14 protein-coding genes are annotated in these 13,576 nt (G+C 56.2%); 8 read left to right on the top strand and 6 right to left on the bottom strand.

Going from position 1 to position 13,576, the window contains the following annotated elements; all coding sequences use genetic code 11:
• Positions 1-687, top strand: a complete 687-nt coding sequence (locus IPM21_11605; protein ID MBK9164530.1) for a M15 family metallopeptidase — start codon at positions 1-3, stop codon at positions 685-687.
• Between the two features lie 62 nt (positions 688-749).
• On the opposite strand, the gene IPM21_11600 is transcribed toward IPM21_11605, so the two are convergent.
• From IPM21_11600 to IPM21_11580, 5 genes are all read right to left on the bottom strand, one after another.
• The gene (locus tag IPM21_11600; protein MBK9164529.1) at positions 750-1,439 is read right to left on the bottom strand and encodes a YceI family protein; all 690 of its coding nucleotides are present in this window, start codon (positions 1,437-1,439) and stop codon (positions 750-752) included.
• Between the two features lie 30 nt (positions 1,440-1,469).
• Positions 1,470-1,859, bottom strand: coding sequence for a hypothetical protein (locus tag IPM21_11595; GenBank protein MBK9164528.1), 390 nt, complete (start codon positions 1,857-1,859; stop codon positions 1,470-1,472).
• A gap of 4 nt (positions 1,860-1,863) precedes the next feature.
• Positions 1,864-2,883, bottom strand: a complete 1,020-nt coding sequence (gene rfbB, locus IPM21_11590; protein MBK9164527.1) for a dTDP-glucose 4,6-dehydratase — start codon at positions 2,881-2,883, stop codon at positions 1,864-1,866.
• 5 nt (positions 2,884-2,888) lie between these two features.
• Positions 2,889-3,476 carry a PH domain-containing protein gene (locus IPM21_11585; protein MBK9164526.1) on the bottom strand — a complete coding sequence of 196 codons (588 nt, stop codon included), beginning with the start codon at positions 3,474-3,476 and terminating at the stop codon, positions 2,889-2,891.
• Positions 3,477-3,574: 98 nt separating this feature from the next.
• Positions 3,575-4,147: a lytic transglycosylase domain-containing protein gene (locus tag IPM21_11580; GenBank protein MBK9164525.1), complete on the bottom strand. Its 573-nt coding sequence runs from the start codon at positions 4,145-4,147 to the stop codon at positions 3,575-3,577.
• A 507-nt stretch (positions 4,148-4,654) separates the two neighbouring features.
• On the opposite strand from IPM21_11580, the gene IPM21_11575 reads away from it, so the two are divergent.
• The 5 genes from IPM21_11575 (at position 4,655) to IPM21_11555 (ending at position 8,774) form a co-directional block, all read left to right on the top strand.
• Positions 4,655-5,902, top strand: coding sequence for a magnesium transporter (locus IPM21_11575; protein MBK9164524.1), 1,248 nt, complete (start codon positions 4,655-4,657; stop codon positions 5,900-5,902).
• A 95-nt stretch (positions 5,903-5,997) separates the two neighbouring features.
• Positions 5,998-6,831, top strand: coding sequence for a hypothetical protein (locus tag IPM21_11570; GenBank protein MBK9164523.1), 834 nt, complete (start codon positions 5,998-6,000; stop codon positions 6,829-6,831).
• A 183-nt stretch (positions 6,832-7,014) separates the two neighbouring features.
• Positions 7,015-7,617 carry a thioredoxin family protein gene (locus IPM21_11565; protein ID MBK9164522.1) on the top strand — a complete coding sequence of 201 codons (603 nt, stop codon included), beginning with the start codon at positions 7,015-7,017 and terminating at the stop codon, positions 7,615-7,617.
• Positions 7,618-7,620: 3 nt separating this feature from the next.
• Positions 7,621-8,169: a redoxin domain-containing protein gene (locus tag IPM21_11560; protein ID MBK9164521.1), complete on the top strand. Its 549-nt coding sequence runs from the start codon at positions 7,621-7,623 to the stop codon at positions 8,167-8,169.
• A 104-nt stretch (positions 8,170-8,273) separates the two neighbouring features.
• Positions 8,274-8,774, top strand: a complete 501-nt coding sequence (locus tag IPM21_11555; protein ID MBK9164520.1) for a DinB family protein — start codon at positions 8,274-8,276, stop codon at positions 8,772-8,774.
• A gap of 29 nt (positions 8,775-8,803) precedes the next feature.
• Here IPM21_11555 and IPM21_11550 read toward each other — a convergent pair whose 3' ends face one another.
• Entirely contained in the window at positions 8,804-9,586 is a 783-nt protein-coding gene (locus IPM21_11550) for a DUF433 domain-containing protein (GenBank protein MBK9164519.1), read from the bottom strand.
• 125 nt (positions 9,587-9,711) lie between these two features.
• Here IPM21_11550 and purL point away from each other — a divergent pair, with 125 nt between their 5' ends.
• Together purL and IPM21_11540 are read left to right on the top strand one after the other, a co-directional pair.
• On the top strand, positions 9,712-11,976 hold the full coding sequence (gene purL / locus IPM21_11545) for a phosphoribosylformylglycinamidine synthase subunit PurL (protein ID MBK9164518.1): 2,265 nt from the start codon (positions 9,712-9,714) through the stop codon (positions 11,974-11,976).
• A 34-nt stretch (positions 11,977-12,010) separates the two neighbouring features.
• Positions 12,011-13,576: an AbgT family transporter gene (locus tag IPM21_11540; GenBank protein ID MBK9164517.1), complete on the top strand. Its 1,566-nt coding sequence runs from the start codon at positions 12,011-12,013 to the stop codon at positions 13,574-13,576.

The raw sequence follows: 13,576 nt of genomic DNA, 5'->3' as shown, positions 1-13,576 counted from the left end.
ATGAAAATAGCGAAGACCGCAGCAGAAAGGCGACGGCTGTTTATTGCGGCCGTGCTTTTCTTTTTTGCGGGTGCGATCGGAATATCGGGGCAAAACGGCCCTCCAAAAGAAGAAAACAAACGAGAGGCAGATTTGATCGAACTAAATAAGCTCGACGCGACCATAAAACTCGACATTCGCTATGCGACCGACAACAACTTTGTCGGCAAAAAGGTCTATCCCGAAGCCAGGGCTTTTCTCCAGCGGCCCGCGGCAGAAGCGGTCGTAAGGGTTCACAAAAAGCTTGCCGCCGACGGGCTTGGACTCGTTATCTATGACGGCTACCGGCCGTGGGCGATCACGAAGCTTTTTTGGGAAGTGACACCGGAGGACAAGCGTAAATTTGTCGCCAATCCGGAACGCGGATCAAAGCATAACCGCGGCTGTGCGGTCGATCTGAGCATTTTCGACCTAAAGTCCGGCAAGCCGATCCCGATGCCTTCTGACTACGATGAATTCACCGAGCGAGCCTCGCCCGAGTACGCCGGCGGCACCGAGGAAGAACGCAGGAACCGCGACCTGCTCCGCAGGCTGATGGAGGCCGAAGGCTTTACCGTCAACGCCAATGAATGGTGGCACTTCGATTACAAAGACTGGGAGAGCTACGCGATCTACGACATATCCTTCGAAGAGGCGTCAAGGAACTGATGTAACGTAGAATCTAAAAGAAAGGCCGGCTTCTCAGCCGGCCGTTTTGATTTTCGATCGGACTATTGAGCCGCGGCCGGCTTTGCCTCGAGCGGCTTGATCGCTTCGATCTGCAGCCAGACCGCGATGTCATTTGACAGCACCGGTGTTTCAGTTCCCGGAAGATTCCCGCCGTAATTTACGTTGAAATCACGCCGATTGATGGTCGTCTCGGCAACGGCACCCATCCGTGGGCCGTTACGCTGATTGCCCGGCAGGAATCCCGTTACCCTGACCGGAAAAGTGATCGACTTCGTCACATCCTTCATTTTCAGGTTCCCGGTCACCCGCAGCGAATCCCCGCTCTTCTCGACCTTTGTGCTTGTGAAAGTCATTTCCGGGTAAGTTTCTACCTCGAAAAAATCTTTTGTACGCAGGTGATTATCACGGGCTTCGACGCCTGTATCAACGCTCGTCATTTTAGCGGTGAACGAGACGGACGACTTAGTCACGTCCTCGGCGTTGTAGCTGACCTCGCCCGTGAAATCGCGGAAATAGCCCGGGACCTCGACCAGCCCCATGTGCTTGACGCGAAAGCCGATCGCCGAGTGTGCCCGGTCAAATGCGTACTTGCCGGTCTCGCCCGCCGCAGTCGCTCCGGCCTCTGCCGAGAAGCGTTCCTCGATGTTTGGCTGAACGGCCTCCGCGCCCGAAAACGTAAATGCCGCCAACCCCAATGCCCCTGCCAACGCGAATACGAATAGTCTTTTCATCTTTCCTCCGATTCTAATTTCCTGTGATCGCTAATTTATTTCCACACGCATAAAAAACTTCGCTCGGCGAACCCGCTCGGTCGGCCGCTTCCGGACGTAGAGAAGATAATCGCCCGTCTCCGGCGCCGTGAAGCTGTATTCCGAGTAGCTGTCGTAGTCGGTCTCGAGTTCGAAACCGTCTCCCGCGATGCGAAAATCGAACAAATTGCCTTTCGGTTGTGATGTAACTTTCAGTTTCACGGTTTGCCCGGCTCTTGCCGCGAAGGTGAGATCCATCTCCTCGTTGTTCGCAAGCGTTCCAGTTACCGTCGCGGACGTTTTGCCCCGCTCGAAGCTGATCCGGTTCGGTTCGGCCTTTTGACCAGGAACGGCCAAACAAGCAAGAAACACTGCCGCTAGTGAAAGTGCGATCTTTTTCATTGCCTTAACCCAGTGCCGTTCCGTACATCGTCTTGTAATACTCGCGGTACGCGCCATTGCGGATGTGCTCGACCCACGGCTGATTTTCGCGATACCAATCGATCGTCGCCGCGAGCCCTTCTTCCCACGTTACACGCGGCCGCCAGCCAAGTTCGGTTTCCGCCTTAATTGGGTCGATGGCGTAGCGGCGGTCGTGCCCGAGCCGGTCATCAACGTACCTGATCAGGCTCTCCGGTTTGCCGAGTGCGTCGAGAATAGCCCTAACCACCTCAAGGTTCCGGCGTTCGTTTCGGGCACCGATGTTGTACGCCTCGCCCGCATTTCCTTTTTCGTAGGCGAGCCATATCGCCCGGCAATGGTCGTCAACGAATATCCAATCGCGCACATTTTGTCCATCGCCGTAGACCGGCAGCGGCTCGTCGTTCATCGCGTTGGCGATCATCAGCGGGATCAGCTTCTCCGGGAATTGTCGCGGGCCGTAGTTGTTGCCGCATCGGGTGATGACGGCATCGACGCCGAACGTCTCTCTCGCGGCCCGGACGACAAACTCGGCCGCAGCCTTTGAGGCCGCATAGGGCGAATTCGGCTCGAGCGGCGAGGCCTCGGTGAAGAACGCCGAATCATCCTCGGGCAGCGTTCCCATCACCTCGTCGGTCGAGACCTGCACAAACCGCCGGACGCCTTTCGCCCTTGCCGCATCGAGCAGGACCTGAGTGCCAATGATGTTCGTTCGCAGAAACTCGTCGGCCGAATGGATGCTGCGGTCAACGTGCGACTCGGCGGCAAAGTTAAAGACCGCGTCGCAGCCTTCGGGCATCGCCTCGAGAACCGCCGTTCGGTCGCAGATATCACCTTTGATGAACTGATGCCGCGTCGGATCAACGCCCGAGAGATTTTCCAGGTTGCCGGCGTAGGTCAGTGCGTCAAAGTCAACTATCGCGACCTCCGGCTGCTCATCAAGCACCTGCCGAATGAACGCCGAACCAATAAATCCGGCACCGCCGGTAACAAAGATCTTCTTCATAACAACTAAAACCGGTCGCCGGCCTTCTTCTGCACTTGGTCGAGCAAGATGTCGGCATACTTCCGCGGGCGGTCGATATTGGCAAAGACAAGCCGATCGCCGTCCGTCCCGGCGTTGTCGACGATTATATCGCCTAGCCCGAGCAGCCGCTGAGTGATCGTCGACTTGACGGTCACATCCTGCACACGCGTGAGCGGGAGGCTGGTCGTCGTGCGGGAGATCAAACCGTGGTCTATCTCAAGTTTGTCGGTTGTTAGTGTGTATCGAGAGAGCTTTTGCCGGGCGTGGAAATAGACGGGTATCAAGAGCAACAACAAGCCGATTACCACAAAAATGATCGGCGAAACCGCTGGCAAAAGTATTGAGAGAAACGCGACTATCAGAAAAGCGGCAGCCGCGGTCAAGATATAGCCGGCCCAAACGAATCGCAAGGTCGGATTGATCGAGAATAACGGCACTGCCGAGTCACGAACGGGCAGATCCTCTTTGCGTTTGGCCACGCGCGTTTCCTCTTCAGGTTCCACGACCGAACCGCACTTTTTGCAATAAACCGAATCGGGGGCATTTTCGGAGCCGCATTTTGGGCAGAACATATCGAGAGTTTAAGGTGAACACGCCGGCGCCTGCAATCGCCACGCGCAAAAAAGGCCACCCGAAGGCGGCCGAGTTTTAAATCAATGGAGGAGAAAACTTACTGTGTGACCAACATCATTCTGCCGTCGGGCAAGCGGACCGCGATTGTTGCCGGTTCATAGATCGAAAGCGGCCGCGGGTCCTTTTGCTCTACGCCCCCGGCCTTCGCGACCATCGGCCGCGGGGCCGAGCTTGAGTAACTCGGGTTTGAGATGGTGTTGTACCGCCCAACGATCCGGCGGACATATTCTTGTGTTTCGCGATACGGCGGAACTCGCCGTCCATATTTGAGGACCGCGCCTTCGCCGGCGTTATAGCCAGCAAGTGCGAGGACGACGTCCTGATCAAAAAAGTCGAGAAGCCACCGCATATAGCGAACACCGGCCTCGACATTCTGCTTCGGGTCGTAAATGCTCGTCACTCCAAAGCGACGAGCGGTCGCCGGCATAAGCTGCATCAGCCCGCTTGCGCCTTTGTGCGAGGTCGCACGGATCTTGAATGCCGATTCCTGATGCATCTGTGCATAGATCAGCATCGGGTCGATGCGGTACTTCAGGCTCGCCTGGACGATATAGGAATCGTGAAGTGCGTTGCCGGTCGTGAAGCCTTTCAGGTTAGAGTTTGAACCCATCCGCAGTCGAAGTGCGTTGGCCGATTCGCGGGCGGCGAGGCCATCGGAGGCCGATGCGGTATTCCGTGCCCGGGTCGATGCCGTCGGCGTTACCGGAACCGTTACCCATCTTCCGTTGCGGCGAACCCGTTTAGTTTTCGGCGCCTCAACAGCCGGTTTCGGCTCTTCGGGCCGATAAACCGTTACGCCCTTGGCCGAGTCCCAATTATCAAATGTGCGAGTCTGTGCAGATACCGCTAACGGGAGAGTAGAGAGGAAGATGACGAGAATTAATGGGGTTTTCATCGATCTTGGTGGTTCGGGCGCGAGTGCCCAGGATAAAGTCGGTCGACGACGATTCACCGCTGAAGTGCGGCAAATAAGCAAAGAAAGATAGGATTTATCAATTCGCTAAGAGCAAACATCGTTTAACTCTCTTGAACATAATATCACCTCGCCCGGAGATTGTGAAGACCTTTTTCGCCGAGCGGTTTTCGCGGCGGGCACTTTCGGTTATCTTTATCGCGTATGCTTTATCTTTCGCAGGTACTTGGCGAACCGATAATGGACGCGCGGGGCGAACAGATCGCTCTGATATGGGACGTTCTCGTCCGCTATGGGAGCGAGGATTACCCGCCGGTCATCGGCGTAGTTGCCAAGCTCCGGCGGCGAATGTTCTTCATACCTCAGCGAAACATTGAGGAGTTTGGCCTGTTCGGTGCCCGGATGAGCTCGACCAAGGTTGACCTTAATCCCTTTGACCGGCGAGAAGGCGAGGTGATGCTCGGCAAGGACGTGCTCGACAATCAGCTCATCGACGTAGACGGCAAGCGGGTCGTTCGCGTTAACGACGTTCAGCTTATTGGCCAGAGCGCCGACTGGCGGGTTTCGGGTGCGGACATCAGCATCCGCGGATTTTTCCGTCGGCTGATGCCAAAGGGCTTTTTCGGCTCGGAACGCGTTGTCGAAGTGATCGACTGGGCAGACGTCGGCTATCTTGCTACCGATACGGCAACCGCTACCGTGCAGCTCAAATCGTCGAAGAGTAAACTCTCGCGGCTCCACCCGGTTGAGATCGCCCAGCTTGCCGAAACGCTCTCACCGATCCACCGGACCGAAGTAGTCGAAAGCCTAGATGACGAAGTAGCCGCCGACACGCTTGAGGAGATGTCAACCGAAGCTCAAGCCCGAATTCTTGAGGTGATCGAGAAAGAAAGGGCCGCTGACATTCTCGAAGAGATGTCGCCCGACGACGCCGTCGATGTGCTCGGCGAAATGGACGAAGACAAGGCCCAGGAACTCTTTGACCTGATGGAAGACGAGGAAAAGGCAGACGTCGCCGAACTGATGCGGTTTGACCACGACACCGCCGGCGGACTGATGACGACCGAGTTCGTTACCTTTCCGAAAGATCTGACAGTGGCGGAAACGATCGCCGGGCTCCGCGAAATGGCCGAGACGCCCAATATGATCTATTACCTCTATGTGGTTGAGAAAAAGGATTCCTGGAAGCTCAAGGGTATTATTAGCCTCCGTAGCCTGATCCTCGCCGATCCCGGAGCTCGGCTCGAGGACGTGATGCGAACAGAATTTCGCTATGCACATCCCGCGGAGGCGGCCAAGGAGGCCGCGCAGACCATCTCCGAATACAATCTGCTTGCACTTCCGGTTATCGACGACGAAGGCGACCTCGCCGGAATAGTCACGGTTGACGACGCGATGGAGATACTTCTGCCCCAGAGCGTTAAAAGGAGAGTGCCTAGGATTTTCAGCTAGGAAAACGGTCGCTTTTGTTTGACTCAAACAACCGAACTTCGTTACGATTCGACAGCTTTTACGAACAACCTCAGCGAAACCTTTACACAATGAAAATGAAAATACTCCTTGCGCTATGCGCTACCGTTGTATTCGCCGCCCTTGCCCATGCACAGACCGGCGAGGTCAAATTCAGCAAGTCTGCCAAGGCCGCCGATGGCTCAGCCGAGTTCAGCTCGGGTGATTTTATCTATGCCCACGTCGCCTTTCCGCAGGCGATCTCCGGAATGCTGACGCTAAATGAAAGGCCTGTGACGCTCGTTGCCGAGTTCTATTTGAAGGGCAAAATGCTTGAAGAAGATATGTTCGGCTTTGACACTGCGGCCGTTCGAGGTTCAAAGCAAACATCGATCATAATCCCGGTCGTCTCGGATCCGGCGGGCGACGTGCCCTCTTTCGGAAAGAATCTTTTCTCGACGCGGCTTCCGGCGGAACTTGCTAAGCTTCCCGAAGGCCGCCACGAGATCGAGCTGCAACTCAAGTCCTATAATTTCAAGGACGCGACGGAGGTGATGGCAAAGGGATCGTTTACGCTTGTCATCGCAAGCGGTGCCCGGGCCTGGTATCAGAAGAACGGGAACGAAGCATATGACGCGATGGCGAAGCGTGGTGTAACTTCGGTCAACGTCAGTGCCCGCGATGCCGCAATGGGCGTGGTCGGCGGCACGAGCGTCATAACACTTGTAAACAACTGCGGGCGAAGCGTTTGGATGCGGAAAGCTTCGGGCTCGGACAAGACCGAATACCGCCTCTCGCCGGGGCAAACGATGCGTTATGACCGCGACGGCGGCTATCTGGAGGAATGGAACTTCGGGACGAAGCGTTGGTCGACCGTGTCAAAGATCTGGTCGCCAGGCCCGGACGGGAAAGCCAATATCTGCCAAAAATAGGCTGCATAAACCGGAATAACGGCCGCCAAAGACAGCATAATGTCTTTAGCGGCCGAATCTTTTTTCTATGGTCAAACGAAACTCTGTTTCGGGATTAGCGTAAAATCGTTTGAACTTTCATTGTCGGGCGAGGTCCCGGATTGTTACAATCAAAGGAATCTTTTCAAAAAGGAGTAACCAGCTATGAGGCGTAAACTTTTCTTATTCGTTGCACTGTTCTCTCTTCTTGCTTTTAACCTGACACCCGTTTCCGCTGATGGCGGCATCGAGATCGGGCAAAAGATCGAGAATTTCACACTTACCGGAATTGACGGCAAGGAGCATTCGATGTCGAGCCTGATGGGAAAGAACGGCGCCGTTCTCGTTTGGGTCTCGGCACAGTGCCCGGTCGTCAAAGCCTACAATGACCGCATCAACGCGATCGCGGCGGAATACGAGGCTCGCGGCATCCGATTTATCGGCATCAATTCGAATGCGACCGAGTCGCTCGAATGGGTCACCTCGGATGCGAAAGAGGTCGGCTACAAGTTCCCGGTACTGCTTGATAAGGGCAACGTTCTTGCCGACAAACTGGGAGCGACGGTCACGCCAGAGGTTTATTTTGTTAACAAGGAAGGTGTTCTGCTTTATCACGGTGCCATCGACAACGACCGCTCGGGCAAGAACATTCAGGACCACTACCTCAAAACCGCGTTCGACGCAGCTCTCGGCGGCAAAGCGATCGAGAAAACGCGCACCAACGCATTCGGCTGCACCATCAAGCGTGTAGGCATGGCGGGCAAATAGCCGATGAAAAGCCGAACGTTTTTCAATGCTTTAGCAGGGGCCATCGCTTTCGGGTGGCTCTTTGCTTCTCTCTTTGCTGCCGACGCCCAAGGCCAGAGGCGAGATAGGGGACAACCGGCCGCGGCTGGCCCCAAAGTTGAGAAGATCGACGAAAAGCGATTTGCCGAGCTGCTGAAGCCGAACGGCAAGCCGCTCCTGATCAACTTTTGGGCGACCTGGTGCGAGCCCTGCCGCGAAGAGTTCCCGGACCTCGTGAAGATCGATGCCGAATACAAAGGCAAGATCGACTTCATCACCATCTCGCTCGACTTTGAGGAAGAGATCGCGACCACGGTGCCGAAGTTTCTTGCAGAAATGAAGGCCGAGATGCCGACGTTTCTGCTCGTAACGCCGGATGAGACGGCGGCGATCCAGATGGTCTCGAAAGATTGGGCCGGAGCACTTCCATTCACCGTAATTTACGCTCCCGACGGGAAACTGTCTTACTTCCGGCAGGGCATCGTAAAGCACGACGTTCTGCAGGCCGAACTCGACAAGCTGATCAAGCCGTAGCCGAACCGGCCGGTTTCAGAAAGACTGTCGCCCGCCTGGGGTTGACAGTCTTTTTTGAGAGTGATAGTTTCATCGTTGCAACACATTGCCGCAGGAGGTTTAGGATGTTCAGACATATCAGCGATTTTCAAAAGGCGTGGGAATATGAGGCGGAAATGACCGGGAAGGTCATCGGGACGCTAACGGATGCCTCGCTCGGGCAGCGGGTCAGCGAAGACGGGCGGACGCTCGGCTTTCTTGCCTGGCACATCACACAGACGCTCGGCGAGATGCTCGGGCTGACCGGGCTAAAGGTCGATGCACCGGACTTTGAACAACCATGCCCGGCAACGGCCGCAACGATCGGCGCCGCATTTGCGAAAGCGGCCGAGTCGGTAAGCGAAAAGGTCGCTACCAACTGGACCGACGAGACCCTTTTGCAGACTGATGAAATGTATGGCGAAACGTGGGCACGCGGGCTAACGCTCTTTTACCTCATCGCCCATCAGACGCACCATCGCGGCCAGATGACCGTCCTGATGCGGCAGGCCGGCCTGACCGTCCCAGGCGTTTACGGCCCGGCAAAAGAAGAATGGGCCGCAATGGGCGCTCCCGCTTTGCCGTAATAATCTATGATTGTTGTCCTTCATGGGTCTTACGAAGGGGTATGCAGTTTGTCGGGAGTTGTCCAAGCTCCTTTTTGGACTAGCCAATCGGTTCTCTCAAATGCGAGTTCCATGCTCGAGCAATACTCCTCTCGATCTACTAAGTTTCCATCAGCTCCCACATATCGAATGAACACTCCCCTTTCCTCGGTATATTTCACGATTTGAACTAAAGCCGGTCTTTCAAGGGGGTTTTCAACACCAGTGGTCGGGTTAATTTCGCAACGCCATTTACTGTCGGTTTCGGGGATACTTTCGAAAAGCACCGTCGCTTCCCTTTGGCGGAACTCATCCAAGAACTCAAAGAACGACGCCAAGGCTTTTTCTTCGTGGCCGCAAGCTGATTCAAGAAGCAAGTTGCACCAACCCGCCGTGCTTTCATATTTGCCGAGCTTCATTGCGACCCAGTCGTGGAAGTACCAAATATCCGGGTTACCCACAAGCTCAACATTCAGATTATCCAGGGCTAAACTGTAGCCATCGAGAAACGAATCCAATCGAGTAATCGAGTGCAATCCTAGATAAAGGGCCGGCTTCAGACGAATTCTCTCGATCAGCTCGTAGATATCAACTGATGTCATGGGCTTGAGCAACGCTTCTACTTGTTGCTTTTGGACGCCGGGGAACCACTCGAGGAACTGATCAACAGTTGCTCCGTCCCGGAGATTTTCTAAAAGGGCCCGGATAGGCACGCGGGTCCCGCGAAAGACGGGCTCTCCGCTGATCTTGTCAGGGTCGAATTCGATGATGTTTGCGAGTTCGGTCTTTTCCATATTCCAGCCCTTGTATAGTCGATTATTTCACATAATTTAGGTGAGAGAAAGATTTCTGCAATCGACATAGTGGCGTCAAACCGCTAGAATTACTGTTTTGTTTTCTAGCCTGAAATATACCTACGATGAACGAAGCAGCCATCACGCCGGAGATCGTCGAGCAGCACGGCCTTTCACCCGCAGAGTACGAAAAGATCGTCAATATAATGGGCCGCGAGCCCAACCTGACCGAGCTCGGCGTGTTCAGCGTAATGTGGTCGGAACATTGTTCTTACAAGTCATCACGCGTCCACCTCAAGCGGCTCCCGACCCGCGGCCCGCGTGTCATTGTCCCGCCCGGTGAAAATGCCGGCGTTGTCGATATCGGTGACGACTGGTGCGTTGCCTTCAAGGTCGAATCGCACAATCATCCGTCGTTCATCGAACCTTTTCAGGGGGCAGCGACCGGAGTCGGCGGTATTCTCCGCGACGTTTTCACGATGGGTGCCCGGCCGGTGGCGGCGATGAACTCGCTCCGCTTTGGCCCGCTCGATCATCCCAAACACGGCAACCGCAATCGCTCGATCCTCAAAGGCTGCGTCGAGGGGATCGGCCATTATGGCAATTGTTTTGGCGTGCCGACCATCGGCGGCGAGGTCGTGTTTGACGAAAGCTATTCACTCAATCCGCTGGTCAATGCATTTGCTCTCGGCATTGTCCGCAAAGACCAGATCTTTTTCGGCAAAGCATCGGGCATCGGCAACCCTGTGATGTATGTCGGTGCCAAGACCGGCCGCGACGGCATTCACGGAGCGACGATGGCCTCTGCCGAGTTTGACGAAGAGGCGCTCGAGAAGCGACCGACCGTCCAGGTCGGCGACCCGTTCCTTGAAAAGCTCCTGCTCGAAGCCTGCCTTGAAGCAATGCGAAGCGGAGCGATCGAGGGCATTCAGGACATGGGCGCCGCTGGGCTGACGAGCAGTTCGGTCGAGATGGCCGCCCGGGCAGGCACGGGGCTCGAGCTTGATCTCACGCTCGTGCCGCAACGCGAGACCGGAATGACGGCCTACGAGATGATGCTTTCCGAGTCGCAGGAGCGGATGCTCATCGTCGCCCGCAAGGGCCGCGAGAAAGAGGTCGTAGAGATCTTCAATAAGTGGGACCTCGATGCCGTCGTCATCGGCAAGGTGGTCGAGGGCGACCGGCTCAAGATCATTCACAACGGCGAGGTCGCAGCCGACCTTCCGGTTATGGCTCTGACCGACGAAGCGCCGAAGTATGAAAGGCCGATGGCAGATTCCAAATTTCAAATTCCAAATTCCAGATCTGAAGACAAATTTGGAATGTGGAATCTGGAATCGGAATTCGATGCAAATGCGGCTCTCAGGAAACTTCTAGCTTCGCCCAATATCGCCTCCAAGCACTGGGTCTATGAGCAATACGACTCGATGGTGCGGACGAACACGGCGGTTCTGCCCGGTGCTGATGCGGCCGTGATTCGTGTGAAGGAAACCCGCCGGGCGATCGCGATGTGCCTTGACGGGCCCGGAAGGCTCGTCGCCGTTGACGCGCTTGAAGGAGCAAAGCACGCCGTCGCCGAAGCGGCCCGCAATGTCGCCTGCGTCGGTGCTCGGCCGATCGCTGTCACGAACTGCCTCAACTTCGCCTCGCCTGAAAGGCCCGAGGTGATGCGTTCGTTCTCTGACGTCATCGACGGGATGTCCGAGGCCTGCGAGGCCTTTGAGACTCCGGTCGTTTCGGGCAACGTTTCGTTCTACAACGAAACGGACGGCAAAGGCATCTTGCCGACGCCGACGATCGGCATGGTCGGGCTGATCGAAGACATTCGCAAGGTGATCACGCAGGGCTTTAAGAACGAGGGCGACATGATCGCCCTGCTCGGCTCGACCGGCGATGACCTTTCGGTCAGCGAATTTGCCGCGGCCGTGGCCGGACTTTCGACCGCCGACATGATTTCATCAGGACGCGTGCCGAGGATCGACCTCGGCCTTGAGCGAAAGCTGCAGGACGCACTTCTTGCGATGGCGGATGAGATGCTCCTCGCTTCGGCGCATGATTGCTCGGAAGGCGGGCTGGCGGTCGCCATCGCCGAATCGTGCTTTTCGTCGCTCGCTCGCGAGGCGGCCGGTGCCGAGATCGCACTCGAATCGAACGGGCTTTCGGCCGAGGCGACGCTCTTTGCCGAGTCGCCGACGCGTGTCGTTATCAGCTTTGCCCCCGAGAATCTCGACCGCGTTCGTGATCTCGCCGCCGGACTTCCCTTTGCGGCCATCGGCGCGGTGCGCGATGATGTTTTGAATATCGCGATCGACGGCCAAACCGCCGTATCCTCTCCCGTCGCCGAACTCGAAGCAATTTGGGAATCGGCGCTCGAAAACAAACTTAGCTGACCGAGTCCGGAAACCTGCCGGGCATGAGCTGATTATGGAAAATACTCAGACAGAACCGCCCGTTGATGACCGGCCGAATACTTTCTATTTCCGCCTTCTCGACCGGATCGAAAGGGTCGGGAACAAGATACCGAACCCCGCGTTTCTCTTCTTTCTCCTCGCGATGCTTGCCCTCGTGCTTTCGGCGGTGGTTTCGTGGGCCGATGTTTCGGTCGTTCACCCGGGCACGAAAGAGACGATCAAAGCGGTCAATTTGCTTTCGGTCGATGGGCTCCATCGGATATTGAACGGCCTTATTACGAACTTCACCGGCTTTGCCCCGCTCGGTGTTGTGCTCGTCGGCATTCTCGGCATCACGGTCGCCGAGGCCAGCGGGTTGATCTCGGCAGCTCTGCGAATTCTTGTGATGAATTCGCCAAAGCGGCTTTTGACCGCGGTGGTCGTCTTCGCCGGCGTCATCTCAAACATGGCGAGCGACATCGGCTATGTTGTGCTGATCCCGCTCGCGGCGTTGATGTTTCTAGCTGTCGGGCGGCATCCGCTTGCGGGGCTTGCCGCGGCATTTGCGGGCGTTTCCGGCGGGTTCTCGGCGAATCTGATACTTGCCCCGACCGATGCCTTGCTTGCCGGTTTGACACAGGAAGCGGCAAGGATCCTTGACGCTGCCTACATCGTTACCCCCGCGGCTAACTACTACTTCCTCGCCGCCTCAACCGTACTCGTGACCGTTCTCGGGACCTGGATCACTGAGAAGGTGGTGGTCCCGCGGCTGGGCGAATACACGGGCGACGTTGTTGCCGACAAGCTCGAAAGGCTTACTGCAGACGAAAGACGCGGACTCTTCTACACGGGCATTGCCGCCGCGATCTTCGTCGGGATGATACTTTGGGGAACCATTCCGGATGATGGATTTCTCCGCGATGCGAAGACCGGCAGCCTCATTCGTTCGCCTTTCCTGACCGGCATTATTGCCATCGTATTTTTCGGCGGCGTGCTTTTTGGCGTTGTTTACGGCTTTGCTTCGAAGAGTTTCAAAAGGATCGACGACGTCGTACATGCGATGGAAGGCGGCATGCGGACGATGTCCGTGTACCTCGTGCTTGCGTTCTTCGCGGCGCAGTTCGTTGCCTTTTTCAATTGGTCGAACCTCGGGCTGATCCTCGCCGTTGAAGGTGCCGAGGTGCTTCGTTCGCTCGAGCTTGGCGGCATCACGCTCATCATCTCGTTCGTCATTCTCTCGATCGTGCTCGATCTTTTCATCGGCTCCGCTTCGGCAAAATGGGCCGTGATGGCACCGGTCTTTGTACCGATGCTGATGCTCCTCGGCTATTCGCCCGAGCTGACCCAAGCCTGCTATCGCGTCGGCGACAGCGTCTGCAACATCATCACTCCGCTGATGTCGTACTTTCCGCTGATCGTCGCCTTCGCTCAGAAATACGACCCGAAGGCAGGCATCGGCACCATTATGTCGCTGATGATCCCGTATTCGATCGTCTTCTTTATCGGCTGGACGCTTTTTCTTATTGTCTGGTACCTCTTCGAACTCCCTCTCGGCCCCGGTGCCGGCATCTTCTATCAGATCGAAGCGGCTCCGCAGTAG

The organism is Acidobacteriota bacterium (assembly GCA_016716435.1).
In the GTDB taxonomy this organism is placed as follows: domain Bacteria; phylum Acidobacteriota; class Blastocatellia; order Pyrinomonadales; family Pyrinomonadaceae; genus OLB17.
Note: the sequence above shows the minus strand (reverse complement) of the source record. Positions and strands in the feature narration are given on the sequence as shown.

What these genes read in the sequence shown, in the direction of transcription:
- IPM21_11580 (MBK9164525.1), bottom strand. Translation starts at nt 4,147, where the DNA reads ATGGGTTCAAACTCTAACCTGAAAGGCTTCACGACCGGCAACGCACTT.
- IPM21_11605 (MBK9164530.1), top strand. Translation starts at nt 1, where the DNA reads ATGAAAATAGCGAAGACCGCAGCAGAAAGGCGACGGCTGTTTATTGCG.
- IPM21_11575 (MBK9164524.1), top strand. Translation starts at nt 4,655, where the DNA reads ATGCTTTATCTTTCGCAGGTACTTGGCGAACCGATAATGGACGCGCGG.
- purL (MBK9164518.1), top strand. Translation starts at nt 9,712, where the DNA reads ATGAACGAAGCAGCCATCACGCCGGAGATCGTCGAGCAGCACGGCCTT.
- IPM21_11595 (MBK9164528.1), bottom strand. Translation starts at nt 1,859, where the DNA reads ATGAAAAAGATCGCACTTTCACTAGCGGCAGTGTTTCTTGCTTGTTTG.
- rfbB (MBK9164527.1), bottom strand. Translation starts at nt 2,883, where the DNA reads ATGAAGAAGATCTTTGTTACCGGCGGTGCCGGATTTATTGGTTCGGCG.
- IPM21_11585 (MBK9164526.1), bottom strand. Translation starts at nt 3,476, where the DNA reads ATGTTCTGCCCAAAATGCGGCTCCGAAAATGCCCCCGATTCGGTTTAT.
- IPM21_11570 (MBK9164523.1), top strand. Translation starts at nt 5,998, where the DNA reads ATGAAAATACTCCTTGCGCTATGCGCTACCGTTGTATTCGCCGCCCTT.
- IPM21_11600 (MBK9164529.1), bottom strand. Translation starts at nt 1,439, where the DNA reads ATGAAAAGACTATTCGTATTCGCGTTGGCAGGGGCATTGGGGTTGGCG.
- IPM21_11560 (MBK9164521.1), top strand. Translation starts at nt 7,621, where the DNA reads ATGAAAAGCCGAACGTTTTTCAATGCTTTAGCAGGGGCCATCGCTTTC.
- IPM21_11550 (MBK9164519.1), bottom strand. Translation starts at nt 9,586, where the DNA reads ATGGAAAAGACCGAACTCGCAAACATCATCGAATTCGACCCTGACAAG.
- IPM21_11555 (MBK9164520.1), top strand. Translation starts at nt 8,274, where the DNA reads ATGTTCAGACATATCAGCGATTTTCAAAAGGCGTGGGAATATGAGGCG.
- IPM21_11565 (MBK9164522.1), top strand. Translation starts at nt 7,015, where the DNA reads ATGAGGCGTAAACTTTTCTTATTCGTTGCACTGTTCTCTCTTCTTGCT.
- IPM21_11540 (MBK9164517.1), top strand. Translation starts at nt 12,011, where the DNA reads ATGGAAAATACTCAGACAGAACCGCCCGTTGATGACCGGCCGAATACT.